22 protein-coding genes, 1 tRNA gene and 1 pseudogene are annotated in these 25,029 nt (G+C 47.4%); 4 read left to right on the plus strand and 20 right to left on the minus strand.

The annotated features are described in order from the left end of the window. Nucleotides 1-5 precede the first annotated feature (5 nt). Entirely contained in the window at nt 6-866 is an 861-nt protein-coding gene (locus A7981_RS00505) for a transglutaminase family protein (protein ID WP_067262509.1), read from the plus strand. Between the two features lie 19 nt (nt 867-885). Here the strand turns inward: A7981_RS00505 and hemE are convergent, their stop codons facing one another. The 6 genes from hemE to A7981_RS00535 all read right to left on the minus strand — a co-directional run bounded on the left by hemE (nt 886) and on the right by A7981_RS00535 (nt 11,159). Continuing rightward, complete coding sequence (hemE, locus tag A7981_RS00510; RefSeq protein ID WP_067262511.1) at nt 886-1,947, minus strand: uroporphyrinogen decarboxylase; 1,062 nt, start codon at nt 1,945-1,947, stop codon at nt 886-888. An 80-nt stretch (nt 1,948-2,027) separates the two neighbouring features. Further along, the gene (locus A7981_RS00515; protein ID WP_067262513.1) at nt 2,028-3,455 is read right to left on the minus strand and encodes a glutamate synthase subunit beta; all 1,428 of its coding nucleotides are present in this window, start codon (nt 3,453-3,455) and stop codon (nt 2,028-2,030) included. After that, complete coding sequence (locus tag A7981_RS00520; protein WP_067262515.1) at nt 3,455-8,110, minus strand: glutamate synthase-related protein; 4,656 nt, start codon at nt 8,108-8,110, stop codon at nt 3,455-3,457. The genes A7981_RS00515 and A7981_RS00520 overlap by 1 nt, the downstream gene beginning before the upstream one ends. 313 nt (nt 8,111-8,423) lie before the next feature. Continuing rightward, on the minus strand, nt 8,424-9,704 hold the full coding sequence (hemL, locus tag A7981_RS00525) for a glutamate-1-semialdehyde 2,1-aminomutase (protein ID WP_067262517.1): 1,281 nt from the start codon (nt 9,702-9,704) through the stop codon (nt 8,424-8,426). A gap of 11 nt (nt 9,705-9,715) precedes the next feature. Then, complete coding sequence (gene thiE, locus A7981_RS00530) at nt 9,716-10,351, minus strand: thiamine phosphate synthase (protein ID WP_067262520.1); 636 nt, start codon at nt 10,349-10,351, stop codon at nt 9,716-9,718. Then, nucleotides 10,323-11,159, minus strand: a complete 837-nt coding sequence (locus A7981_RS00535; RefSeq protein ID WP_067262524.1) for a hydroxymethylpyrimidine/phosphomethylpyrimidine kinase — start codon at nt 11,157-11,159, stop codon at nt 10,323-10,325. Before A7981_RS00535 ends, thiE begins: the two co-directional genes overlap by 29 nt. A 156-nt stretch (nt 11,160-11,315) precedes the next feature. Between A7981_RS00535 and A7981_RS00540 the strand changes: the two genes are divergently transcribed. The 3 genes from A7981_RS00540 to A7981_RS00550 all read left to right on the plus strand — a co-directional run bounded on the left by A7981_RS00540 (nt 11,316) and on the right by A7981_RS00550 (nt 14,186). Next, nucleotides 11,316-11,480 (plus strand): rubredoxin, encoded by a 165-nt coding sequence (locus A7981_RS00540; RefSeq protein ID WP_067262527.1) that lies wholly within the window; start codon nt 11,316-11,318, stop codon nt 11,478-11,480. Nucleotides 11,481-11,697: 217 nt separating this feature from the next. Next, nucleotides 11,698-12,210 carry a DUF3015 family protein gene (locus A7981_RS00545; protein WP_067262530.1) on the plus strand — a complete coding sequence of 171 codons (513 nt, stop codon included), beginning with the start codon at nt 11,698-11,700 and terminating at the stop codon, nt 12,208-12,210. Between the two features lie 185 nt (nt 12,211-12,395). Then, nucleotides 12,396-14,186, plus strand: coding sequence for a DUF4105 domain-containing protein (locus A7981_RS00550; RefSeq protein WP_165595526.1), 1,791 nt, complete (start codon nt 12,396-12,398; stop codon nt 14,184-14,186). A 128-nt stretch (nt 14,187-14,314) separates the two neighbouring features. Here the strand turns inward: A7981_RS00550 and A7981_RS00555 are convergent. The 14 genes and pseudogenes from A7981_RS00555 to A7981_RS00620 form a co-directional block, all read right to left on the minus strand. Continuing rightward, nucleotides 14,315-14,388, minus strand: a tRNA-Gly gene (locus tag A7981_RS00555). 160 nt (nt 14,389-14,548) lie between these two features. Next, complete coding sequence (locus A7981_RS00560) at nt 14,549-15,106, minus strand: hypothetical protein (RefSeq protein WP_067262538.1); 558 nt, start codon at nt 15,104-15,106, stop codon at nt 14,549-14,551. An 80-nt stretch (nt 15,107-15,186) separates the two neighbouring features. Continuing rightward, the gene (locus A7981_RS00565) at nt 15,187-15,393 is read right to left on the minus strand and encodes a CsbD family protein (RefSeq protein ID WP_067262543.1); all 207 of its coding nucleotides are present in this window, start codon (nt 15,391-15,393) and stop codon (nt 15,187-15,189) included. A gap of 189 nt (nt 15,394-15,582) precedes the next feature. Continuing rightward, nucleotides 15,583-16,554, minus strand: a complete 972-nt coding sequence (locus A7981_RS00570) for a catalase family peroxidase (RefSeq protein ID WP_088178035.1) — start codon at nt 16,552-16,554, stop codon at nt 15,583-15,585. Nucleotides 16,555-16,765: 211 nt separating this feature from the next. Further along, nucleotides 16,766-17,941 carry an FkbM family methyltransferase gene (locus tag A7981_RS00575; RefSeq protein WP_067262550.1) on the minus strand — a complete coding sequence of 392 codons (1,176 nt, stop codon included), beginning with the start codon at nt 17,939-17,941 and terminating at the stop codon, nt 16,766-16,768. A 21-nt stretch (nt 17,942-17,962) separates the two neighbouring features. Then, nucleotides 17,963-18,616, minus strand: coding sequence for a hypothetical protein (locus A7981_RS00580; RefSeq protein ID WP_067262553.1), 654 nt, complete (start codon nt 18,614-18,616; stop codon nt 17,963-17,965). Continuing rightward, the gene (locus tag A7981_RS00585) at nt 18,616-19,767 is read right to left on the minus strand and encodes an aromatic ring-hydroxylating dioxygenase subunit alpha (protein WP_067262556.1); all 1,152 of its coding nucleotides are present in this window, start codon (nt 19,765-19,767) and stop codon (nt 18,616-18,618) included. The genes A7981_RS00580 and A7981_RS00585 overlap by 1 nt, the downstream gene beginning before the upstream one ends. After that, on the minus strand, nt 19,767-20,462 hold the full coding sequence (locus A7981_RS00590) for a DapH/DapD/GlmU-related protein (protein WP_067262559.1): 696 nt from the start codon (nt 20,460-20,462) through the stop codon (nt 19,767-19,769). The genes A7981_RS00585 and A7981_RS00590 overlap by 1 nt, the downstream gene beginning before the upstream one ends. Beyond that, nucleotides 20,459-21,559, minus strand: a complete 1,101-nt coding sequence (locus tag A7981_RS00595; RefSeq protein WP_067262562.1) for a Rieske 2Fe-2S domain-containing protein — start codon at nt 21,557-21,559, stop codon at nt 20,459-20,461. The genes A7981_RS00590 and A7981_RS00595 overlap by 4 nt, the downstream gene beginning before the upstream one ends. Then, the gene (locus A7981_RS00600) at nt 21,559-22,197 is read right to left on the minus strand and encodes an acetyltransferase (RefSeq protein ID WP_305791262.1); all 639 of its coding nucleotides are present in this window, start codon (nt 22,195-22,197) and stop codon (nt 21,559-21,561) included. The genes A7981_RS00595 and A7981_RS00600 overlap by 1 nt, the downstream gene beginning before the upstream one ends. Further along, nucleotides 22,197-22,943: pseudogene (locus A7981_RS00605) on the minus strand (SDR family NAD(P)-dependent oxidoreductase); the annotation flags it as partial. The pseudogene A7981_RS00605 and the gene A7981_RS00600, both read right to left, overlap by 1 nt. A gap of 18 nt (nt 22,944-22,961) precedes the next feature. Beyond that, the gene (locus tag A7981_RS00610) at nt 22,962-23,762 is read right to left on the minus strand and encodes an SDR family NAD(P)-dependent oxidoreductase (RefSeq protein WP_067262569.1); all 801 of its coding nucleotides are present in this window, start codon (nt 23,760-23,762) and stop codon (nt 22,962-22,964) included. Then, a complete protein-coding gene (locus A7981_RS00615; RefSeq protein WP_067262573.1) occupies nt 23,759-24,796 on the minus strand; it encodes a ketoacyl-ACP synthase III in 1,038 nt (345 codons plus the stop codon). The genes A7981_RS00610 and A7981_RS00615 overlap by 4 nt, the downstream gene beginning before the upstream one ends. Nucleotides 24,797-24,802: 6 nt before the next feature. Beyond that, nucleotides 24,803-25,027, minus strand: coding sequence for an acyl carrier protein (locus A7981_RS00620; protein ID WP_067262577.1), 225 nt, complete (start codon nt 25,025-25,027; stop codon nt 24,803-24,805). Nucleotides 25,028-25,029: the final 2 nt, after the last annotated feature.

A 25,029-nucleotide genomic window follows, 5' to 3' on the forward strand; every position in this document is an offset into this window, starting at 1 on the left:
ATGGCATGCAACGTTTAAGAATCAAACACCTGACAGAATATTTCTTTGCGGGCAATGTCATGTTGCAACAGCATCGGCTACTTATTCGTCCGCGTGAAGGGCACGATGTACGCATTGAATCTTCCATGCTGAACATCACCCCCGCTTACAGTATCAAATGGTATCGCGATGTATTCGATAACTCGATGGCGCTGGTGTCATTTTTGGAGCCGAGCAATAAACTCACTATTGCCAGCGAGGTGGTCATTCAGCACTATGAAGAAGCCCCGCTAGATTTCTTTATTGAAGATTATGCGATCAATTACCCATTTAGCTATGCCGAAGCTGATTGGGCCGATCTTGCTGCATTTCAGCAACCTGTATTCCCGAATGACCAACACAAGGTGAATAACTGGCTGATGCAATTGGGTTTGCGTAATGGCAATATCCCTACGGTTAATTTATTAATGACCTTAAATCAGGCCATTAATCGCCAATTCCGTTACCAGATTAGGGAAGAAGCCGGTGTGCAATCTCCCACTTATACCATTAACAACGGCAGTGGTTCATGTCGCGATTACACAACGCTATTTATTGAGGCCTGCCGTTGTTTAGGGCTGGCTAGCCGGTTTGTAAGTGGCTATTTGCATGCCCCGGCGACTGAGGTTGGTAATGCCACGACCCATGCCTGGGCTGAGGTGTATTTGCCTGGTACTGGCTGGAAAGGCTTCGACCCTACGACAGGACAAGTGACGGGTACGCATCATATCGCAGTGGCCGTTGCCCGTAATCCTGAAGCTGTACCGCCTGTTTCCGGCAGTTTTATCGGCGCTGTCGTATTGCCGAGGTTGATCGTGAATGTGCAGGTTAACTTGCTGAATAGCTAGCTCAGGCCTAGTACGCAAATTATTGGTGATATTGCTTGCTTTGGCTTTTTACCGCATCGATCATAGCCGCCGCATTCTCTGGCGGCGTCCATTGTGTAATGCCGTGCCCCAGGTTGAACACATGGCCGTTGCCATGCCCGTAGCTGGCAAGGATACTCGCGACTTCTTTCTCAATAGCTTCAGGCGTGCTGAGCAATATTGCCGGATCCATATTGCCTTGTAGGGCAACTTTATCCCCAACGCGTTTTCTGGCTTCGCCAATATCCACTGTCCAATCTAGACCTAATGCCTCGGCACCGATATTGGCTTGGGCTTCAAGCCATAGTGCACCGCCTTTCGTGAAGACGATACGCGGAACGATACTGCCATTGGCATCACGTGTGAGTCCATTGACGATCTTCTGCATATAATTGAGTGAGAACTCTGTGTAGGCATGATGGGATAGCGCGCCGCCCCACGAATCGAAGATCATGACAGCTTGTGCGCCAGCGGCTATCTGGGCATTGAGATATTGAATAACAGTTTGCGCCGTGATGTCCAGAATACGATGTAATAGATCTGGACGGGTATAAGCCATTTTCTTGATGGTGAGAAAATCTGTACCACCTTTGCCTTCAACCATATAAGTGGCCAGTGTCCACGGGCTACCGGAAAAGCCAATAAGCGGTACGCGACCATCAATAGTCTTGCGAATCTGGCTGACAGCATCGAACACATATTGCAGACTTGCCATATCAGGAATGGTCAGTTTGAGAATATCAGCTTCTTGCTGCAACGTACGTTCGAATTTAGGGCCCTCACCCTCTTCAAAATATAAGCCAAGCCCCATCGCATCTGGTACGGTCAGGATATCCGAAAACAAGATGGCAGCATCCAGTGGGTAACGATCCAACGGCTGCATGGTGACTTCAGTCGCAAAATCCGGGTTCTTGCATAGATCAAGAAAGCTACCTGCTGTTTTGCGGCTGGCACGATACTCAGGCAAATAACGCCCGGCTTGCCGCATCATCCATACTGGGGTGTATTCAGTAGGTTGTCTGAGCAATGCCCGCAGGAAAGTATCGTTCTTAAGTGTGCTCATCGATTGGCCATTTCAAAAAATTCGGGGATACACGAAAACTATCGGTATCCCCGGATTTTACTAAGTTTGTGAATATCGCTTTAGCGAGGAAGTGTCGATGAGCCCATCAAAAACTCATCAACAGCGCGTGCGCACTGGCGTCCTTCGCGAATCGCCCACACCACAAGCGATTGTCCGCGGCGCATGTCACCTGCAGCAAATACTTTAGGTTGAGAAGTCAGGTAGCTGTCTTCTCCTTCAGTACTTGCCTTTGCATTGCCACGGTTATCTTTTTCGATACCAAATGCATCCAGTACTTTTTGCACTGGGCTTACAAAACCCATCGCCAACAATACAAGGTCGGCCTTGATAGTGAATTCTGAACCCGGCACTTCAGCCATTTTGCCGTCTTTCCACTCTACACGTGCGCCGACTAAACCTGTGACTTTGCCATTTTCACCGATCAATCTTTTGGTGGTGATAGACCAGTCACGATCACAGCCCTCTTCATGTGAGCTGGAAGTACGCATTTTGAGTGGCCAGTTTGGCCAAACCATCTCTTTGTTCTCTTTTTCTGGTGGTTGCGGCATCAATTCGAATTGCGTGACGGATGCAGCGCCATGACGGTTGGATGTGCCCACACAATCAGAACCTGTATCACCACCGCCAATGACCACGACGTGTTTGCCCGTTGCTTTGATCTGGTTAGGGATGATATCACCGGCAACGACTTTGTTTTGCGCGACCAGGAAATCCATTGCGAAATGCACGCCATCCAATTCACGGCCTTCAACTGGTAGATCACGTGGATATTCAGCACCGCCAGCAAGCACAACGGCATCGTAGTCTCTGACCACGTCATCTGCTTTAACATTGCCGCCCACGTTCTGATTCACATGGAACTCGACACCTTCTGTTGCCATTTGCAACATGCGGCGATCAATATGACTTTTTTCCATTTTGAAATCAGGAATACCATAACGTAACAAACCGCCAATACGACTTTCTTTTTCCAGAACAACGACATCATGGCCCGCACGTGCAAGTTGTTGTGCAGCAGCTAATCCCGCGGGACCAGAACCCACCACAGCGATTTTCTTGCCGGTTTTATGCTTGGATACCTGTGGCGTGACCCATTCATTTTCCCAAGCTTTATCGATGATCGCATGCTCAATCGATTTGATACCGACAGCATCTGCATTGATATTCAATGTGCATGAAGCTTCGCAAGGTGCTGGACAGATACGGCCAGTGAACTCAGGAAAATTATTGGTCGAATGTAAGACGCTGATCGCCTGTTTCCAATCTTGGTTGAACACCAAGTCATTCCAGTCCGGAATGATGTTGTTCACTGGACACCCGGACATACAGAACGGAATACCGCAATCCATACAGCGCGCGCCCTGTGTCTTGGCATCGGCATCTGACAAATGCAGCACGAACTCTTTATAGTTCTTTACACGGTCAACAACTGGAAGATACCCTTCAGACAGGCGATCATACTCCATGAACCCCGTTACTTTACCCATTAAGCTGCTTCCTTCTTATTTGCGGCGGCTAATTCCAATAGCACGCGCTTGTACTCATTCGGCATGACTTTTACAAACCTGGCGCGGCTGTTTTCCCAATCATTGAGAAGGGATTTTGCGCGATCGCTACCAGAGTATTGTGCATGCTTTTCAATCAATGTCTTCAGCGTGACTTCATCAGGCTGGTTCAGGTGTTGAGCAATGCTGGCATTCGGGTGGTCAGCAGATTCGACCTTCTCAAGGCTGACCATGCTCATGTTGCAGCGTTGGCTGAACATGCCGTCAATGTCATACACATAAGCTACCCCACCAGACATACCTGCTGCGAAGTTAAGGCCAGTCTCACCTAACACGACTACAGTACCACCCGTCATGTATTCACAGCCGTGGTTGCCTACACCTTCTACAACAGCAGAAGCACCTGAGTTACGCACACAGAAACGTTCACCTGCTACGCCACGGAAATAGCTTTCGCCAGTGGTCGCGCCATACATCACGGTATTACCCGCAATGATGTTTTCCTCAGGTTTACCGCGGAACTCAGCAGGTGGCTTGATGACAATACGCGCGCCACAAAGGCCCTTACCTACGTAATCGTTACCTTCACCAGTGAGTTCGAAGGTAATGCCTTTGGTGAGGAATGCGGCAAAGCTTTGACCAGCTGTTCCTCTGAGTTTCACAGTGATCGTATCGTCAGGTAAACCAGCGCGGCCATAACGGCTCGCGATGTTGTAAGAAAGCATCGTGCCCGCAGTGCGGTTGGTGTTGGTGATCGCTGTTTCAATCACTACTTTTTCGCCAGTCTCAAGTGCATTCTTCGCCAGTTCGACCAACTTATTGTCCAGTGCTTTCACCAGACCGTGGTCCTGAAGTTCAGTATGACGGCGCGAAACAGTCTCATGTACTTTAGGCTGATGGAATACTTTACTGAAATCCAGCCCACTGGCTTTCCAGTGTTCGATACCTGCTTGCATATCCAGTAAATCAGCACGACCGATGAGGTCATCGAACTTACGGATGCCCATTGCAGCCATCAATTCGCGTACTTCTTCAGCAACGAAGAAGAAGTAATTAACGACATGCTCAGGTTGGCCGGTAAAACGTTTACGCAATTCAGGATCTTGTGTTGCAACGCCAACCGGGCATGTATTCAGGTGACACTTACGCATCATGATACAGCCCTCAACCACTAGTGGAGCGGTTGCAAAACCGAACTCATCCGCACCCAAGAGTGCGCCAACGACGACATCGCGACCGGTCTTGATCTGACCATCTACCTGCAAGACCACACGACCACGCAATTGATTGATCACCAATGTTTGTTGGGTCTCAGCAAGGCCAAGTTCCCATGGCGTGCCGGCATGCTTGATAGACGATATCGGTGAAGCACCTGTACCGCCATCATGGCCCGCGACCACGATATGGTCGGCTTTTGCTTTTGCTACCCCGGCGGCTACGGTACCGATACCGGTCTCTGAAACCAGTTTTACCGAGATAGAAGCTTTAGGGTTCGCATTTTTTGCATCATGGATCAGCTGCGCTAAGTCTTCGATCGAATAGATATCATGGTGTGGTGGTGGCGAGATCAAGCCAACACCAGGCACTGAGAAGCGCAAGCTGGCGATATAAGGGCTCACCTTGTGGCCTGGCAATTGACCGCCTTCGCCCGGCTTGGCACCTTGCGCCATCTTGAGTTGAATCTGGTCGGCATTCGCCAGGTACTCGGCAGTCACACCAAAACGACCAGAAGCGATCTGTTTGATGCTTGAGCGTAAAGAGTCACCAGCTTTAAGCGGGATGTCTTTTTCGATCATGTCATGGCCGATTACATCTGCCATGGTGCTGTCTTTGGTTAGTGTCGGGAAGCGTTTAGGGTCTTCACCGCCTTCACCAGTATTGGATCTGCCGCCGATACGATTCATGGCGATTGCCAACGTCGCGTGTGCTTCTGTTGAGATAGAACCAAGAGACATCGCGCCCGTTGCAAAACGTTTGACGATCTCTTTTGCTGATTCAACTTCTTCCAGAGGTACAGGTGAGCCAATAGGTTTGATCTCGAACAGGCCGCGCAATGTCATGTGACGGCGTGTCTGGTCATTGATCAGCTTGGCATATTCTTTGTAAGTACTCGCTTCGCCTGTACGCGTTGCGTGTTGTAGTTTGGCGATGGAGTCTGGTGTCCATAAATGCTCTTCGCCACGTACACGGAAAGCATATTCACCGCCTGCATCCAATGCATTAGCCAACACGGGGTCTTCGCCGAATGCATTCTGGTGCAGCCTGAAGCTCTCTTCAGCGACTTCTGGCAGGCCGATACCTTCAATTGTTGTGGCAGTACCTGTGAAGTATTTGCTGATGAACTCAGTATTCAAGCCGATGGCTTCAAATATCTGGCCGCCACAATAAGACTGGTAAGTGGAGATGCCCATTTTGGACATGACCTTATGCAGGCCTTTACCAATTGCCTTGATGAAGTTCTTATTGCTGGTCTTCGGATCTTTGCCACTGTTGACGCTCAATTGGCTGATCGTCTCAAATGCCAGCCAAGGACAGATCGCTTCAGCACCGTAACCACCAAGTAGAGCAAAATGGTGTACTTCACGTGCTGAACCAGTATCAACAACCAAACCAGTATTCGTGCGCAAACCAGCACGAACCAGAGACTGGTGCGTTGCAGAACAGGCCAGTAATGCGGGGATAGCCAAACGCTCATTACCCACTTGGCGGTCTGAAAGAATTAGCAGGTTAAAGCCTGCATGTACTGCATCGCTAGCTGCTTTACATAAAGCAGCTACAGCGTTTTCCATACCTTGCTGACCTTGCGCGACGGGATAAGTGATATCCAGTACTAATGCACGGTAGCGGCCTTGTGTCGCAAGATCGATCGCTTTTAACTGCTCAAGTTCATCCAGCGTCAATACTGGTTGACTGGCTTCTAGGCGAATAGGCGGATTAGTTTCATCGATACCTAGCAAGTTAGGCTTAGGCCCAATGAATGTCACCAGCGACATCACCAATTCTTCACGAATCGGGTCGATAGGCGGATTAGTCACTTGCGCGAACAATTGCTTGAAATAGTAGTAAAGCAGTTTTGGCTTATTTGAGAGGATAGGCAGCGCACTATCGTTACCCATGGAGCCAGCACCTTCTTCACCGTTCGTCAGCATAGGCTGCAGAACGAACTTCAGGTCTTCCTGTGTATAACCGAACGCCTGTTGAAGATCTAACAGGTTCGCTTTTAGCTCAAGCTTGGTATCCATCTTTGGCATATCACCAAGGAAATAGCGTGATTTCTCGATCCACTCCGCATATGGCTTGGCTTGTGCCAGCGTGCTTTTTACTTCGCTATCGTCAATGATGCGGCCTTGTTCCATATCGATCAGGAACATCTTGCCTGGCTGTAAGCGCCATTTTTTGACGATCTTTTCTTCAGGGAATGTCAGTACACCCATTTCAGATGCCAACATCACATGGTCATCATCAGTGATGAGGTAACGTGCCGGACGCAGACCATTACGGTCAAGCGTCGCGCCAATCATACGACCGTCAGTGAACGCGACAGCGGCTGGGCCATCCCACGGCTCCATCAACGCAGCATGGTACTCATAGAAAGCACGACGCTCTTTATCCATCAAGGTGTTGCTGGACCAAGCTTCTGGAATCAGCATCATCATTGCATGCGGTAATGAATAGCCACCTGCAACGAGCAATTCAAGTGCGTTGTCGAATGCAGCAGAGTCAGACTGTCCTTCCGCGATCAGTGGCCAAACCTTTTCAAGGTCTTCACCGATCAATGCAGAGCGCATGGCTTCGTGACGTGCGGCCATCCAGTTCACATTGCCTTGCATGGTGTTGATCTCGCCATTATGGGCGATCATGCGGAATGGGTGTGCCAGTTCCCACGCAGGGAATGTATTGGTAGAGAAACGTTGATGCACTAGGGCAAGTGCCGAGACAAAGCTCTCATCTTTCAGGTCTTTGTAGTAAGTGCCGACTTCGTTGGCTAGTAACATGCCTTTGTAGACGAGTGTGCGGCTTGATAGTGACGGGATATAGAATTGCGCACCATCTTCAAGCTTAAGGGCTCGCACCGCATGCTCGATACGTTTACGGATAACGAATAGTTTACGTTCAAATGCAGTCTGGTCGGCTAGCTGTGCGCTTTTGCCGATGAATACCTGACGCATGATAGGTTCGACTTCACGTGCGGCATTCGCGATATTGCTATTGTCGCGAGGCACATCACGCCAGCCCAGAAAAACCTGAGATTCTTCGTGAATGATACGTGTGATGACAGACTCACAGGCGATATGACCGTTTTCTGATTGTGGCAGGAAGATCATGCCGCAAGCATATTCGCCTGCTGCTGGTAGCGTGATATTGAGCTTCTCGGCTTCCTTCCGCAGGAAGGCATCTGGCATTTGTACCAATATGCCCGCACCATCGCCCAGTTTTGGGTCATACCCTGTTGCACCACGGTGGGTCAGGTTGGCGAGAATCTGCAAACCCTGAGACACGATATTATGGCTTTTCTGGCCTTTAATATGTGCGATAAAGCCCACGCCACAGGCGTCATGCTCATTAGATGGGTTATACAAACCTTGTTTTTCAGGTTTGTTAAGCGATCCTGTCATACTTGGGGTATTCACTTCCATTACCAAACTGATGCCTCCATCTCAATATCGACACGCGTGTGTCTATGTCAAATCCCCTTATAACGCTAGCTAATTCAGGGCGTGGGCACATTTCCCGACCCAATCCACGTTAGGCCACAAAGTAAAAAGGGGAACCTGCAATGTTACCGTCAAAGCGTTATAAGTTCAATAACATAGAGCAAAAATCGTACGAGATGAGTTAGGCACTAACTCTAGTTAGAAATTCCCTGAATATTTTTGACTAATTCTATCTTTAGAATATCGAAGCAGATATTGGCTTAAGCGGATTGTTAGGCCTAATAGATAGAGATTATTAGAGGTTGGAAAAGACTTTATCGGCAGCTTCGATGGTTTGTTGTATTTCTCCAACACCATGTGCTGCCGAGACAAAGCCCGCTTCAAAAGCAGAGGGTGCCAGATAAACGCCTTCATCCAGCATGCCATGAAAAAATCGATTGAAAGCCTCTTTATCACTTTGCATGACTGCATCAAAACTTGTGGGAACAGTTTTGCTGAAGTAAACGCCAAACATGCCGCCGATGCTCTGGGCACTGAAATCCAGTTGATGTTTTTTTGCCGCATTTGTCAGGCCTTCGACTAATTGTGCGGTTTTAGCACTCAGGTCTTGGTAGAAACCTGCTGCCTGAATAAGTTTAAGTGTCGCTAAACCCGCAGCAACCGCGACCGGGTTGCCTGAAAGCGTACCAGCCTGATATACCGGGCCCATCGGAGCCAAGTATTGCATGATGTCGCTACGTCCGCCAAAAGCACCGACAGGCAAACCGCCGCCGATGATTTTGCCTAATGTTGTGAGGTCAGGTTTGATGTTGTAATGCGCTTGAGCACCACCTAGCGCAACACGGAAGCCCGTCATTACTTCGTCAAATATCAATACGGCACCGTGTTTTGTGCAAAGCGCGCGCATACTTTCAAGAAAACCTGTTTTTGGTGTGATCAGGTTCATATTACCGGCAACAGGCTCTACGATAACGCAGGCGATCTCGTCGCCCATCTCTTTAAAGAGTAATTCAAGCGCTTCAATATCGTTATAGGGTAAGGTCAAGGTGTGGGCGGCTACTTCTGCCGGTACACCAGCAGAACTTGGTGTACCGAGAGTGAGCAAGCCTGAGCCCGCTTTCACCAGCAGGGCATCGGCGTGACCGTGGTAGCACCCTTCAAACTTTACGATCTTACTGCGGCTGGTGAAGCCTCTAGCCAAGCGAATAGCGCTCATCGTGGCTTCTGTGCCGGAACTTACCAAGCGTAACTGCTCCATGCTCGGTACCAACTTGCTGACTAGCTCCGCCATTTCCAATTCGCGGGCTGTCGGGGCGCCAAAAGATAAACTATCGCCCGCAGCCTCACGTACAGCTTCGATCACTTCAGGATGTGCATGGCCAAGTACCATCGGCCCCCATGAACCTATGTAATCGATATAAGCTTTGTCATCTTCATCCCAAAGCCAAGCGCCCTTGCCTTTTTTAAAGAATACCGGCGTGCCGCCCACAGATTTGAATGCGCGGACTGGCGAATTAACCCCTCCGGGGATCAGTTTCTGTGATTTCTCGAATAACTGTTGGTTTCTAGAGCTCATGGTATAGATGTCTATTGATTGAATAGTTGAGTGAATTGCTGTGCAGTTTGTTCAATATCATCACTATTCCATAGTGCGCCAATCACCGCGATAGAATCAGCGCCCGCTGCAATGACGGAAGACGCATTCTCATAAGTGATACCGCCTATCGCCACAGTAGGAAGATGAATGGTTGCCTTGGCTTTTGTAAATAGTGTTAAGTCTGCTTTGGGGGCGTGTGGTTTTGTGCCTGATAAGAAGCAAGCGCCGAAAGCAATGTAATCAACCCCATTTTGCTGGGCAAATTGGGCGATCTCCACCTTGTTATAGCAGGATGCACCAATGATTTTGCCATCACCGAGCTTTTTGCGCGCATCACGCAGGCTGCCATCGCTAGAACCAAGATGTACGCCATCTGCATCCAGTTTTAATGCTAACTCTACGTCATCATTGATAATGAATGGCGTGCCGTACTCATGGCAAAGGTCGAGTAGCAAGGAAGCCTGCTCAAAAGCAACTTGTTTGCTTACCGCTTTGTTCCGGTACTGCAGCACGCTTGCGCCGCCTTTTAAGGCTGACCTGACATTGTTCAGTAGTTTATCAATATCAAGTTCGTCTGGCGTGATGGCATAGAGGCCTTTAATCTGGTTTGCCTTCATCTTCTTCATCGCGCGCCCAGAACATGCGGTCTGGAATATGTTGTCCCATGCCAGGGCGGAAAGCATGTTTCAGTGTTTGCCATGTGTATTCCTGCGCTTCGGCGAGTGCTTCTTCCATACTCAAGCCGTGTGCAATACAAGCGGCAATCGCTGAGGTCAGGGTGCAACCGGAGCCATGAAAGCTCCCGGCCAGACGTTCCCAGCTATAGGCTTTAATGAGTTTATCTTGTCCGTAAAGTGTATTGATCACATTCGGCGAGCGTTCGTGCGTGCCTGTGATCAGCACATATTCGGAACCCATCGCAAGCAATCGCTCTGCGCTTTCATCGAGAGATGCATTTTCGGCATCGTCCGAGTCATCATCGTAGAAAGCCAATCGGCGCGCTTCAAGACTATTCGGGGTGATTAATGTGGCTTGAGGAATGAGCAGATCGATCATTGCCGCCTGCATCTCTTCATTGGCAAGCTCGTCACCACGGCCTGAAGACAGAATCGGATCTATCAGCAATGGCGTATCGGGGTAATCGGCCATGATCTCGGCGATAACGGCGATATTCTCGATACTGCCCAGCATGCCTATTTTGAATGCGGAAACATGCATGTCTTCCAGAATCGTGCGTGCTTGCTCGTTTACCCAATCGGCATCAAACACCATGATGTTATCAACACCAACAGTATCTTGAACGGTGATCGCTGTGACCACAGACAATGGATGGCAGCCTATGCTGGCTAGGGTCAGAATATCGGCTTGTATCCCCGCACCGCTACTTGGATCAGTGGCTGCAAAGGTCATCACGGCGGGTGGCATCAGGGTCATAATAATGTTTGTTTGATGAATGTAGTTTAAAAACAGGGCTTATTTATCAAACATCAGAAAGCAGTCGCTTAAGGATTATTGTGGAAAGTAAGATAGCATTTTAGCTTAAAATCACACCGTTAAACATCAAAGCGATATCGCGAAAGTCATAAGCCCATGAAAACTTGGATGTGCAATATCTGCGGCTGGATATACGAAGAAGAAAAGGGGTGCCCTGAAGATGGTATTCTACCGGGTACCAAGTGGGAAGATGTGCCAGTGAATTGGACTTGCCCAGAATGTGGTGCGCGCAAAGAAGATTTTGAGATGATCGAGTTATAACTGGAGCGGGTGATGGGAGTAAATGCTCTGCCAGAAAGTCCTTATAAAGTTAAAGTGGTACATTAAATTTTTTGGAATTCGGGCTATTTCTTGACAAGCATATTGACCACCCATAGTATGGGATGGCATTAGTTTAAGTTATTAAAAAAACATTACGAAGTCATTAAACGCTTCTAAATTTAAGCTTTATTTTTCAAACTGTCTCAGGGGAATTTCAATGGTAACAATTAAAAAAAATGTATTAGTATCTGCACTTCTTATTGCTATGGTTGGCCTTAGCTCTATGGCACATGCTGACGATACTAAAAAGGCGGGTACTGGACCTAATCCTTACTCCGATTGCGGTATTGGTGCTGCGTTATTTTCTAACACAAACTGGGCTGCTGTTACCTCTAATGTCATATGGGATTTAGGATCAACAGCGATTACTTCTGCCACTGCTTCACCTGAGACTTGCTCTGGTAAGAATGTAAAAACCGCCTTGTTCATCCGTGATACCTATCAACAGCTGGTAGAAGAAGCTGCCAAAGGCGAAGGCACACACCTTACTGCGGCGCTCAACCTGATGGAGTGTGGGTCAGCTCAACAAGGTGTGGCTATTCAATCTGTACGTGAATCTATGAGCCACGTGATTGCTCAACCAAACTACCAAGACCAAACTAACCTAGAAAAGTCGGCTGACTTTTTTAAAGTGATCAACAATGCAGTAGTAAGCAGCTGCAGCGTCTAATTTAATTTATTCGTCTAGGTGCAGAAAGCAGGCTTAAAGCCTGCTTTTTTATTATGTATAAAATTAATTGGATGTTCGCTTTTGTTATTGCTTTAATAAGCTGTAACTCAATATCTTGCTACGCTCAGCCCTTAGATGAACGCACTATATCGCGTCTCGCTGCTGATTCCGTATGGTTAAGGCTTTTGCATTTCGAGACCCCCGTAGCCATCCCTGGCAACTCTAAAAGTGCCATTCATAGCGAGAACTTCTTTCGCTCTCCATCTGGCGCATATGATGCAAGAAAAGAGCTTGAAGCAACTCTGGCAGAGATGGAGCGCATCAATACAGAACCTAATAAAGATATACGTTGTCGTTTTCCTGCCCGTGTTTCCTGGATTGAAGCGCAAACTGGCATAAAAGATGATGTGGATACCAAGCAACTTTGCCCAGCATTTTATGCATGGGCGCATGGTAACAATGATGAAGCGATTGATAGGCGTATTACTTCCATCAGCATCGTGCTGGCGACAGGCTATCTAGGTAATCCAGCTTCGTATTATGGTCACACGCTCTTGAAGTTTAATAGCCACGGGTCGGATACATCTTTAGACTTGTTGGATAAAACCGTGAATTACGGTGCTTTTTCAACACACGGTGATAATCCTGCAACCTATATCATCAAAAGCATACTGGGTGGTTATGATGCTGGCTTTAGTCAGATCGATTTTTATTTTCACGAGAACATGTATGGCGAAAATGAAAACCGCGATCTGTGGGAGTATCAACTTGATTTACCGCAAGCAGATGTCGATTTTGTAGTAGCGCACGCATGGGAGGTGTTGGGGAAAGAATATACCTATTATTTCTTTCGCCAGAACTGTGCTTATCGCATGGCTGAGATTGTGCAAGTATTGCCAGGGCTCGATATTATTCCCCACGACCGCCCATTTACTATCCCGCAAACACTCACCCAAAAACTTGCTCACGCCACTTATGCTGGCCATCCTCTAATCGCTAAGGTGGTGTATTACCCGTCACGCCAATCACGCTTTTATGACAAGTACTCAAAACTGAAGCCGCAACAAATGGCTCTTTTGAAACACATGGTCCGACAAGGGGTTGATATCAACATTGCTGATGTTAAAGCATTGCCTGTGGATGCTAAGCAGCAGGTTATTGATGGTGTCATCGATTACTATCGATTTGCCAACGAAAATCCACAGGCGCCAACTTCGCAACTAGATCCGAATTATCTTAAGGCAGTTACCGCCCGTTTTGTGCTGCCGCCTGGCAATAGCCAAGAAGCAATACAACGTGATGTGTCACCAGATATGGGACGTCCGCCTAGCTGGGCCCAACTTGGCGGAATATATTCCAGCCATGATGGAAACGCTATCAGCTTACGCATACGTCCAGCTTATTACGACCAGTTAGACGGAGATGGTAGCCATGTACGTAATGCGTCACTGAGGATGGGAGATACACAGCTTTCGGTGAAAGAAGGCAATATCAAACTACATCGTTTTGATCTCGTTTCCGTGGACTCAGTCAATCCCGGTATTTCTGGTTTGCCAAGTGACCGTGGCTTAGCCTGGAAAGTACGTGTAGGTGCTGAGCAAGGTATCACTGGATGCCTTGATTGCTTGGTTGCGCGTAGTCAGGCAGATGTTGGTATGGGCAGGCAAGTTACCCAACATACATTTCTTGCTGGCTATGTGGGGGGTGGTCTTCAGACTGACAGGTATGATCAAGGAACGGCGTTTGCAAGAGCATCAATCGATGTGATTTCACGTTTTGATGAATATGGCTTAGGTATGAGAGCCAATATTGAACATCGACAGGGGCTTGAGTCTAGTATTCAAGCCCAACTGTTTTTTCGGGGGGAAATTCGATGGGCAATATTGCCAAGTATAGATTTACGACTTAATTATGAACATAGTGACGGACCAGGTAGCGGACAAGTCTTAAACGCAGGTATTGGTTCATATTGGTAGCAAGATTAATTGGTGATTAATAAAATAGGTTTATATAGTGGGGGAATCTAGGTTTGAGAGATGCTCTGTAGCGAACTGCTTGGCTCGAAGTTCCAAAAAGTCTTTCCTCACACTTTTTAAAACGTCTATGGAGCGGGTGACGGGAATCGAACCCGCGTATCGAGCTTGGGAAGCTAGCGTTCTACCATTGAACTACACCCGCGCAAAAGCAGGTGGCATTTTATCACTAGTTGGTTTTATGTTTCATAGATTATCTTCTTGCCTGCTCTGATGCTAGCCCCGTCTTACCGATTGACTTTAATGCGATTAAGAAGTTACCGTGTTTGAAAACTAGGTAGCTTCTTAAATTAATTTGCTTAAACTTATTGTTTATAGAGCTTTTTAGCGTTGTTTTCACAGGTATCTCTAGCATTTCCTGAAAGCATGTCACATTTTTTAAGTGCCACTGTGTAATCGGCCTCGACTTTTTTGTCGGTGGCTTCTTTTCTGGCTTCATACACTTTTCGGTTGGCTTCTATATCAGCTAATGCGCTATCCCTTTCCGCTTTTGCTTTGGCAAGACACAAAGCCTTGGTGTCACCAGCATAGTCATCACAGACCTGCTCTGACACATTGTAATTACCATTTGCCTTTTCACGTGCGGCTGCCAGATAGGCTGTATTGGTGCCTTTATAGCGCGCCTCTAATACTGACTGCGACGTGCTTTTTATGGTTTTTGCCTGCTCGAGACAGATGTCTTTTTTGTTACCAGAAAAGTCTTCGCAACTGGCCTTGTCGGCATTGTAAGTCACGTCTATCTGGTTCATGCCAGTATCGTATTCCATCTCGCTGATGGTTTCGGCGCTTGCAGAATTTGTGAGCCCAGAACTTGCGATCAATAATGTGAGCAAGCTTGAGACAGTCAGGGTGAGAATGCGCATGTGTGCTCCTAACATTGCGTGAAATTACCGCGCTTGGAAGCGCGGTAATTTAAAAGCCTAAAAAGACTCAGTGTCTAGGCTTAATGCTTAGAACAGCTTTTATTGAAACTGGTAATCTGTTTCTCAGCTTCATCTTTGGAGATACCGTAAAGCTCTTGTAGTTTTCCTGAAAGCATCTCGCGGTTTCCCTTGATCTGTTCTACATGGTCATCGGTTAGCTTGCCCCATTGTTGACGAGCTTTACCTTTAAGTTGTTTCCAGTTGCCTTCAACTTGATCCCAATTCATAGTTTTCTCCTCATTTAGAATGAAAGACATAATCGAGTGCTTTTAAATGACTCGACCATGTGGACATCATAAAGCTGGCTAAGATTTGTTGAAGTCGGTAGCTAACTGAAACCAATGTGGGAGAGCGCTGACAGCCTAAGCTGTCAGCAGGATGAGAAAATGGGGCAGCCGTGAAAGCTGTCCGGTAATTTACTGACCTATGCGGCGGCTAAAACTAATGGCATAGGCCGCAGGGCGGGCCAGCAAGATCGGGTCACTGGATGGACTGATGCCATCAGGGAGAAGCAAGGGATTGAACATAATGCTTTTCTCTGCTTGCTGGCTATCAGCTACCACTGCTTTTAAGGCTAAGGTACCGAGTTCCACCAGTTTTCTGTCATTCGGCCAAACAGCGGTTGGATCGTTGATCGGGTCATCCTTTTCTGCCAACTGTACATAGATCTTGAACTTGGCCTCACCACTTTTCAGGCGTTCAGGCAGCTCTTTCATTAAGTAATTGGGGTCTGCTATTGCAAGCTGTTCGGCAGGCAAGGATTGTTCGCCTGCGACTGGTAGGATACGGTAGCGACCATAATGGCTCTCGCCTTTGGCATTAGTGAAATTGAATGCATTCACACCATAGAATGCGAGTGTGGTGAAGCTTAAAGGGGCTGGTTTGGGGGTGGTGACAAACTTCAATGCGGCAGGGTGCGTACCCAAAAATTGCTCAATCGGTGATGGTTTTGGGGCATCTGTTCCGCTGGCGGCGACTGCATTTAGTAACCCTAGGAAATCTTCCGGGTTGGATACCGGAAAACCGTTGTAAGAGATACTGACGATATCGGTTAAACCACCATCTGGCAGGCTGAATCGAATCGCGATGCCATGCGGGCTTGCATTGTTATCAGCATCTGGCATGACTGGCACACCTGTCGCATTGGAGAATCTTACCGTCACAGGCGTACTCTCTTTTTGTAAATGTGGTGCCTTACTCAAGCTGGCTGCTTCGGCGGTTGGCGTGAATGTGCCTGTTGCCATGATGCCTTTGGCATGGTTAGCCCTGAAACCTTTATAAGGCCCATGTGCAAGCTTTGTGAGTGTATTTACCAGTTGCTCGACAACGGGTTTTGTATTCTCGGCAGCATCTTGTGCATGAACATTTAGTGCGAGACTGAATACCATCAAGCCCAGAATGAGGCCACCTGCGGTATGGGTTGTTATTCTAGGGATAGAACAGGCGCTTTGCATGACGAACCTTTCTGGAATGATTAGCAGATGAAAAGCCAATAAAGATTGTGGTATTTAGCTTTTGAAGCATCATATTACAGACGCTTCTTGACTGCTAGATGACATGGCTCTTTCATATTTTTTAGCGATAAACAAAGCAGAATGGTCAGGCAACCCATTTCTGCGGTTCAACGCCAGACTCAGGTGACGCATAGAGTACCAAGTCATAATAATAACTACCATTATGCTGACGTATGCGGTAATGATAATCGCCCGCTAGTGTATCAATCTTCTCTATTACGTCGAGCAGATCCAATGCATAGTGATACACGCATGCGGCAATGCGGGGGCGATCATTTGCTAATAACCGCTTTGCACCTTGCAGGGTTTTAGGCTCATAGCCTTCTACATCCATTTTGAGAAAGCTCATGTGTTCCAGCTCATTATCCAAACTGGTGGTCTCGACCAATACATTGCCCTCTGCCGATACGGAGCTCGACATGGTGCCGGTTTGGTGAAATCTTAACGTCTCGGCTTGATATGAAACGGCCTTATTGATCAGCTTTAGGTTATCTAGAGGTAGCGTGGAAAGTTTAGACAGTACTTTAAAGTTGAATTCATCAGGCTCAAAGCCTGTGATGCTGGCATATTGCCAATCGGTCGCGCTAAGAAATTTATTGATGATGGGGCCTTGGTAAGCACCGCAATCAACATAGTGTTCGCGGCTACCTAAGCGAAACGTCGTGGGTTGTGCATAAGGGGAGAAATACTCTTCAGTCGGATTTGACCAGACTTTTAATAGAGGGGCACGGTCAAACGTTAAACGCAGCAATAGATTCGCGTAGAGTGTTTCTTGGCTGAAATCATCATCAAACCGTTCCGCAAGGCGAAGAAAGTCATCGAGCCTCTCTAGTGTTTTTTGGCGGTAGACATTCACGGATTCATATACCGAGAATCGATCAAACTGTGCTTGAGCTACGGTGCAATCCCACAGCTCAATACCAGCCTCACGACTGAGTGCGGTAAATAAAGACCGTGCCCAAGGAGATGCTGAGAAATCCAGTGCGATCGCTTTGGGATATTGGCCTGCGCGCTCCAGAAACTCTTTTGTCGACCAGCGTGGTATTCCAAATATATGCGTTTCTGTGGAAACGTCATCTATTGCCGCGATAGGTTGTTTAAGCTGTTCTGCGATTGCCTGGCAATGCATGGAACCTAACCCGGAAAGCGGTGCAAAGAAAAATACCGGACGGTCTATCAAATCAGGAATGATTGGCCCCGCAGAGTTCTTTGCTGCTTCTAGTACTGCTGCTTTGTATATGTCTTTATTGTTGTGGGACATGGCTAGACCTTCGTAGATATTTTAAGATAATGAATGGGTATTTGCGTTGCGGTTTTCAACAATCACGATGTCTTCGTCAAAAGCCGCATATATAAAGGTCTTGGCTGGAATATGCTGGGAGAATTTACCCGGTTTATCTACAACACTTAGTTTGCCGATCTCAATATGATCAGTAACGATAACACCATGTCCAAGTGTGGCATTTGCACTGACTTTTACTTGGGCGCCAATGACGACACCAGGTGCTATCCATGCGGAGTGTGCGATGACAGTATTACTACCAATATTTGTACCTGCCCCTATGACTACGTTGTACCCGATCTGGCAATGATGGTCGATGATTGCACCGCTACCGATGAAGCTGTTCTCACCAACCTTTGTGGTCTTGGCGACTAATGTACCTTGGCAGATCAATGGCGGCATTTTGAATCCACGGGATTTGATTTCTGCCATCAATTCATAGCGTCTGAAATTAAGAAATTGATCATCGAAAGCAACAAATGCAGTGCAGCGCTTTGCGTCGATGGCATCCAGTTCGCTTAAGTCAAAACGATATGCATTATCCTGTTGTAAGCGGATGCCAATGATTTCCAGATCCGGCTCGATCTCTTGCCATGATGCGATTGCGAGATCCACTTGGGGAGCGCTGCCAATAATGAGTTTTGTGGCTGCCATTAGAGTGTGACCTTGCCTTCCATTACATCCATATACCAATCTTGAATCGCACTGATACCATATTCATAATCACCTAGCACTGCATGGGCCGCATTGCTGTGCAAACCAGCCTGAATGTTTTCCATCACCTCAAAATCTTCTCGCAATACTGTATCTGCGCCCATCAGATGCGCGTGTAATACCGCCGCAGAAGTGGCATAAGGACGTTTTTTCTTTGCTGTGACGTAATAGATCATGACATCTGTACGATCAGCAGATACCGGTTGGTGATGCTCGATGATAAAAGAATAGCCCCCGCTGCCGGATGCAATGTGCAGATTGGGAAATATTAGCCAGTTGTAATACCAGTCTTTATCACTATAACGCTCAACATACTCATGCCAAGCATAGGATTCCCGCGTTTTTATAGGCTCATCAGGCCCGCCATTACTGAATCCAGCTAATAAATCTAGCGCTTGCTGGTGATCTTTTGTACCGTTGGCATGGTACTGCTTGGCATGTTTGATGGCGGTTTCATCCATCGCCACCTGGAATCTCACGTTCTGGTAAAGCGAACGTGAATGCAGATAACGTGGATGATGGCCATCGCGCAGATTCTCATAAGCCAGTTTCCAATTTAATTTGGTTTTGTACGTTGTAAATAGCACTTCACTATCAAATGCATTGGAGACATCTTCCAGTTGGGCTATCAGCGCTTGGTTGAACTGAGCATTCAGTGGTAAAGAGTCGGCTGCCAGATTAATGAAAACGAGGTTACCGATAGTTTCCAGCCTGAATCGTTTAAGGCCTAAGCATTCACGTTCCTGTTGTTCATAGCGAAAAACTTCATGTTCAAATGGCATATTTTCCACTTTGCCATCGCTGCTATATTTCCAGCCATGGTAGCCACATACCAGTGACCTGATGCCATGGGCTTGAGTTTGTAATGGATTTTGTCGATGCGCGCAGAGGTTCTCAAACGCACGCAATTCACCATTGAAGTTTTGTATGACAATCGGGATGCCGCCGATATTGCGCGTAATAAAGCTATTGTGTTGTGCCAACATCATTTTTAAACCGACAAACTGCCATAAAGGCTTGAATAGCAATTCACGCTCGCGTTGAAACCAGTCTTGCGAGATATAAGCTTGTGGTGGCATTCTCGACTGCATTATTTGCTAGCCTCTTTTGCCGTTATATCTGTTTGGGGCATCGTCTTATTGGCGGATTTACTTGTATAAATATGCACGGCTGATGGGAAGAGGCTATCAATGAATGTACCCTCAGCTAAAGACGTTAAATAAGCACCCGGCATATCTATTGAGCAATGACGGCCTACGGTGATATTAGCGCCCAGATTGATGTCAGAGCCTATGACGACATGTTGCCCCACTTTCACATATTGTCCTATCGATGCACCTGAGCCGACCCAGCAATTTGCGGCAATCTGTGCACCATAATCTATTCTGGCACCTGTATTGATCAATGTATTGTTGCCGATGCTTGCACCAGAAGCGATGATCGCGCCGGCCCCAATCCAGCAATTTTCCCCTATACGACTATCAGGAGCAATGATCGCACTTGGGTGAATCAAAGTCGTGGATTTCAAACCTAGTAAGCGTGCTTGACCATAGATCTCAAGTCTGGCGAAATTAAGAGCATTTTGGTCGATTGCTGCAAATATCTCTATCTCGGTGTTGTTTAATAGACTCAGTTGTTCATTCACAGCATTTGCCGCGTCATCGGTTGAGTCTAAGCGTATAAGTTGTAATTTACGCTCACCTTGAGATAGTTGCGGCCAAGTGCTGGCGATTGTCTCAAACACAATGCCGCAACCTATTAATACTAGATCAGGTGGCTGGGTCATGGTTGAGTTTCCATCAGGTCAAGATATACCTCGGCAACGTTTTGCAGTTGCACTTCATAAGCACCGTGATAGCTTGGTTTTCCGTTGTCATACAGATTAGATTGCAATCCTTCAAGTAATGCACGGTCTTCATCCAGTACGCGCTTTTCGCTTTTGAGATACCCCCACAAGATTGCAGATAACGCACGGATCTTATTGGTTTCCCGCGCTGTCATTAAACTTAGTCTCACATCGGTAAGACTTGCACTGATCGGGTCGAATTGTTGAATGAGGAATATGAGCCCGCCAACAGAGATGAAATTGACGTTTGGGTAAATGAAATGGGTATGAAATGTATCAGGCTCACCAAACCCTTCGACTGAGGCTTGCCAAGGCCATTTCTTTACCTGCATTTCCATGGTGGAGGCGTAACTCAAGCTGGATAAAAGCGTTTTCTCAGGCAATGCTTTGCGAGCGGGGGCACTTGAGATTGCAGCTTTGTTAATCAATGGTTTAAAAGTTTGCGGATGTACGAAGGGTATATGGTTGTAATCCAGAACATTTTCAAAATTCAATTTCCAGTTGAATTGAGATGGCACACTGGTATGGATGACTTGTGATGAAAAGTAACCAGAAATCGTCGTAAGTTGTTGCCGGAACTCATCTGTAAACTGTTCCTCGATAGGTAATGGATCAGCATCTATGTTGATAAAAATGAGGTTGCCGATTATTTCTATCGCAAATTGGCGCAAACAAAGCTTTTCTTTTTCATCCGCAGTGAAATGATATAAAGCTTCTTGATGCGGAATGCTTTTGACATGCCCATCATCCGTGTAGCTCCAGCCATGATAACGACACGCGAGCTTGCGTTGACCATACGCTTCTAGTTGCAGAGGGGCTTGCCGATGGGCACATTGATTCTCAAATGCCTTGATCTCCCCGGCAAAGTTTTGAATCAGGATGGGTATGCCGCCAATGGTTCGCGTCAAAAAAGCATCTGGTTCACTGAGTAAGGTGCGTAATCCGGCAAAAATCCATAACTTAGAGAAGATTTGTTTTTGCTCTTTGGCAAAGATATCCGGGTCTATATAGTGTTTCTGAGAAAGCTTGGAAAGCATTACTTGAACTCGAAGCGCTTGGCCGGATTACCAAATACGGTCACGCCAGCAGGCACGTTAGCGACGACGACGCTTCCGGCACCGATGATGGCACCATCACCGATTTTGACTCGGGGTAATATCGTGGCATGGGGGTGAATAACCACATCATTGCCAATCACGGCGTCACCCCCACAAAATACGAAATTACCGATATGGCAGAATTCACCAATCTTGACGCCATGCCCGATGATGGATGAGCCTAAAATGGTAACGAACCTGCCAATTTGAGCATCTACACTGATAGAAACATTGTCATCAAAAATACAGCCTAGCCCAATGGTCGCACGTTCTCCCAGACGCAGATTCTTACGTAATATAAAGAAATCCGCATCTTGTTCGCGCAATGGTGCTGTATAGGTTCGGCGATCTGCTGGTGATCCTAATGCATTGATAAAGATATCACCTGGTTCAATCTTATAGCTTAATGGATCGCCCAGAATCGGTACGTCAGGCAGGCCTTCAATATCAGCTCGATTGTCGAGGAATCCTTTGATATCCCAGTCTTTCTGGTACGCTGAATCTTCGCGTAACATCCACAATATGCTGCGACCATAACCACTAGCCCCGATAATAATCACATGTTTTGGCGCGCTCACTATGCGTACTCCAGGCCACCATCCATTGCGAATACCGTACCTGTCACCACACGGCTTGCGTCAGATAATAAATACAGGCAAGCTTGGGCGATATCCGCTGGTTGGCCGACGCCTAACGGATAGCGTTTGCTGATTTCATCGAACCAAGGACGATCTTCGGTCGTCAGGGTAGTTTCTACCAAGGCAGGGCATAATGTATTCACGCGAATCTTGCGACGGGCAAGCTCTAGCGCCATCGGGCGCATCACACCAATCAACGCTGCTTTAGAGCCAGCATACGGGCCTACACCGACCGTGCCGCTTAATGCTGCTACAGATGACATGAAGATGATAGAGCCGCCATTTGTGATTAATTGCTTTGCCAGCAGGTGACGAGTAAGCATGACTGGAGATGTGTAATTAGTTGCCATTACTTCGCTGAGATGAGTCTCACTAACCAGTTTCATTGGCGATAGACCGCGAATGCCTGCGCAATGCACGACACCATCCACCTTGCCGCATTCGACTGCAACATTCATGAGCTTATCCATATCGGTCAACTCGGCGATGATGCTACGGTGCCCACTACCCAACAGTGATTTGAGTGTCTCATCCAAGCGTTGTTGATCGCGACCGCAAATCACCAGTTTTGCACCCGCTGCTGCGAGATATTTGGCTGTTTCCTGCCCCAAACCTTTAGATGCGCCTGTGATAAGAATCGTCTTGCCTGCCAAACCGAACAGCGTCGCGGCTACAAGCTCGGGTGTAATTTCGTTATCAACCATTTATAGCCTCATCGCTATCGAAAGACCGCCATCAATGGTCAGAATGCTGCGTGTGACCCATCGACTGGCGGGTGATAGTAGATAGACTACGCCTGGCGCAATATCCGTGCTTTCGATCTTGCCCATAGGCGTCAGCTCAGATTGTTTGTCCATATCGATCATGGTGCCTAAGCTTTCAAGCATTGGCGTATCTACATAGCCGGGCGCAACATAGGTCGCGCGGATATTTTGCTTGCCATGCTCAAGCGCAAGGGTGCGGATATACGATTCCAACGCTGCTTTTGAAGCGGCATAGCCTGCGCTGGCAGAAGGGCAGGCGCGTGATGCTAGTGCCGTCACATAAACCAATGACGCACCCGTATTGAGCTTTTTCTTGTATAGCAATCGTTGTGTCAGGTTGGCTGGTGCAAGGTAATTGACCGATAACATCTGTTGCAGGTGCTTTTCATTCGCCATACGTACAGGCGCTAATGAGGCTGCACCTGCGCAATAGGCGAGACCATCATAAAGAGGGGCGGCTTCAATCAATGCTTCGCGGGTATCAACTTCTGTTAAGTCACCGATGATCATTTGGTGATCAGTACCATATAACTGATCAAGCACAGCCTGCAAACGTTCTGCTGAACGGCCATTGATGACTAATGTTGCACCCAGACTTGCGCATAATATGGCAACCGCCTTGCCTATGCCGGATGATGCACCCGTCACAAGGATGGTTCTACCCTCGAGAACAAAATTCTCTGTGCCGTTGAATGCCGGTGCGCTGACTGAACTTGTATTGACTATACTAGTATCGCTCATGCCTCGATCAATTCCGGGAATTTGGCGCCTTCTATCTCAATCACACAGCTTCCCCATGATAGGCCTATCCCAAAGCCTGAAAGCAGGAGTGTGTTATGCCCAGATTCCAATGCCTCTCGAATACGGGCAGTCATGGTGACAGGGATGGATGCCCCGCTGGTATTGCCAAAATCATGGAGCGTCATCGGTACTTTTTCAGGCGTCAGCCCTAATTTTTTACGGATAGTCTCATTGATCATTCGATTCGCCTGATGGAACAGGAAATAATCGATCTTGTCTTTATCGTAGCCTGAATATTCCAATAGGCTATTTACTGCTGGTGGTATTTGTTGGGTAGAAAAACTCAAGACCGCCGGACCATCCAGAATCAAACCAGCTTCGGTGCGCCAATTGCCATTCTCGTCTTTATGCGGTACTAAATGATGTACCGCTGTTGGTTGCCGATGGCCGCCAACTGGCAACATGATGGCTTGGTAGCCGCTACCATCGCTATTGAGGTCAAAATACATCGGTGGTGCGGATGGGTCATACTCTAAAGCGGTTGCGGTACCGGCATCGGAGAAGAGTGGGTCGATCACGGTCGCGCATTTATCACCGACAAGCACCAAGCCCTTTTTGATGGTACCTGCCGAGATCATGCAGCCGAGAATATACAGTGCGAACGGGTAACCGGAACAACCTAAATTCACATCAAATGCGATCGTCGTTTTGGTAAGTTTTAATCTATCCTGCAAGATGATTGCAGTCGCAGGGATCAGATAATCCGGCGATTGCGTCACCACGATGAGTGCTTCCACATCCTCTTTCTGCCAGCCGATCTCTTCGAGCAGTTTTTCTGTCGCTACAAATGCCAGATCAGAGAAACATTGCCATTCAGAGCATATACGCCGATGCGATATGCCGATATTGCGCACCAAGCGTTCACGCTCAGATTGCATGTGTGGCGGGCAGTCATCGATATTCGAAAGAATACGTTTCGGCACACAGGTCGTCATGCCGACATATTTGACATTCTTTAATGTGGATTGCGACATGTTGATCTAGCTTGTCAGTTTATAGATATCGTTTAATACGACACACTTTACCAAGTCATTGCCCGTAATGGTTTTGCTGTATTCCATATCACACATGACGATCACACCTAACGCGGCAAGGGAATCCCATTCAGGCAAAGTCAGTAACTCTGTGTCAGCAGTCAGCTCTACAGGTTCTTGAAAGTCTACGGCTTCAGTAAATTTTTCAATGAATGTTTCAATTGTATCCATTT

This window comes from Methylovorus sp. MM2 (assembly GCF_001648895.1).
Lineage (GTDB): Bacteria > Pseudomonadota > Gammaproteobacteria > Burkholderiales > Methylophilaceae > MM1.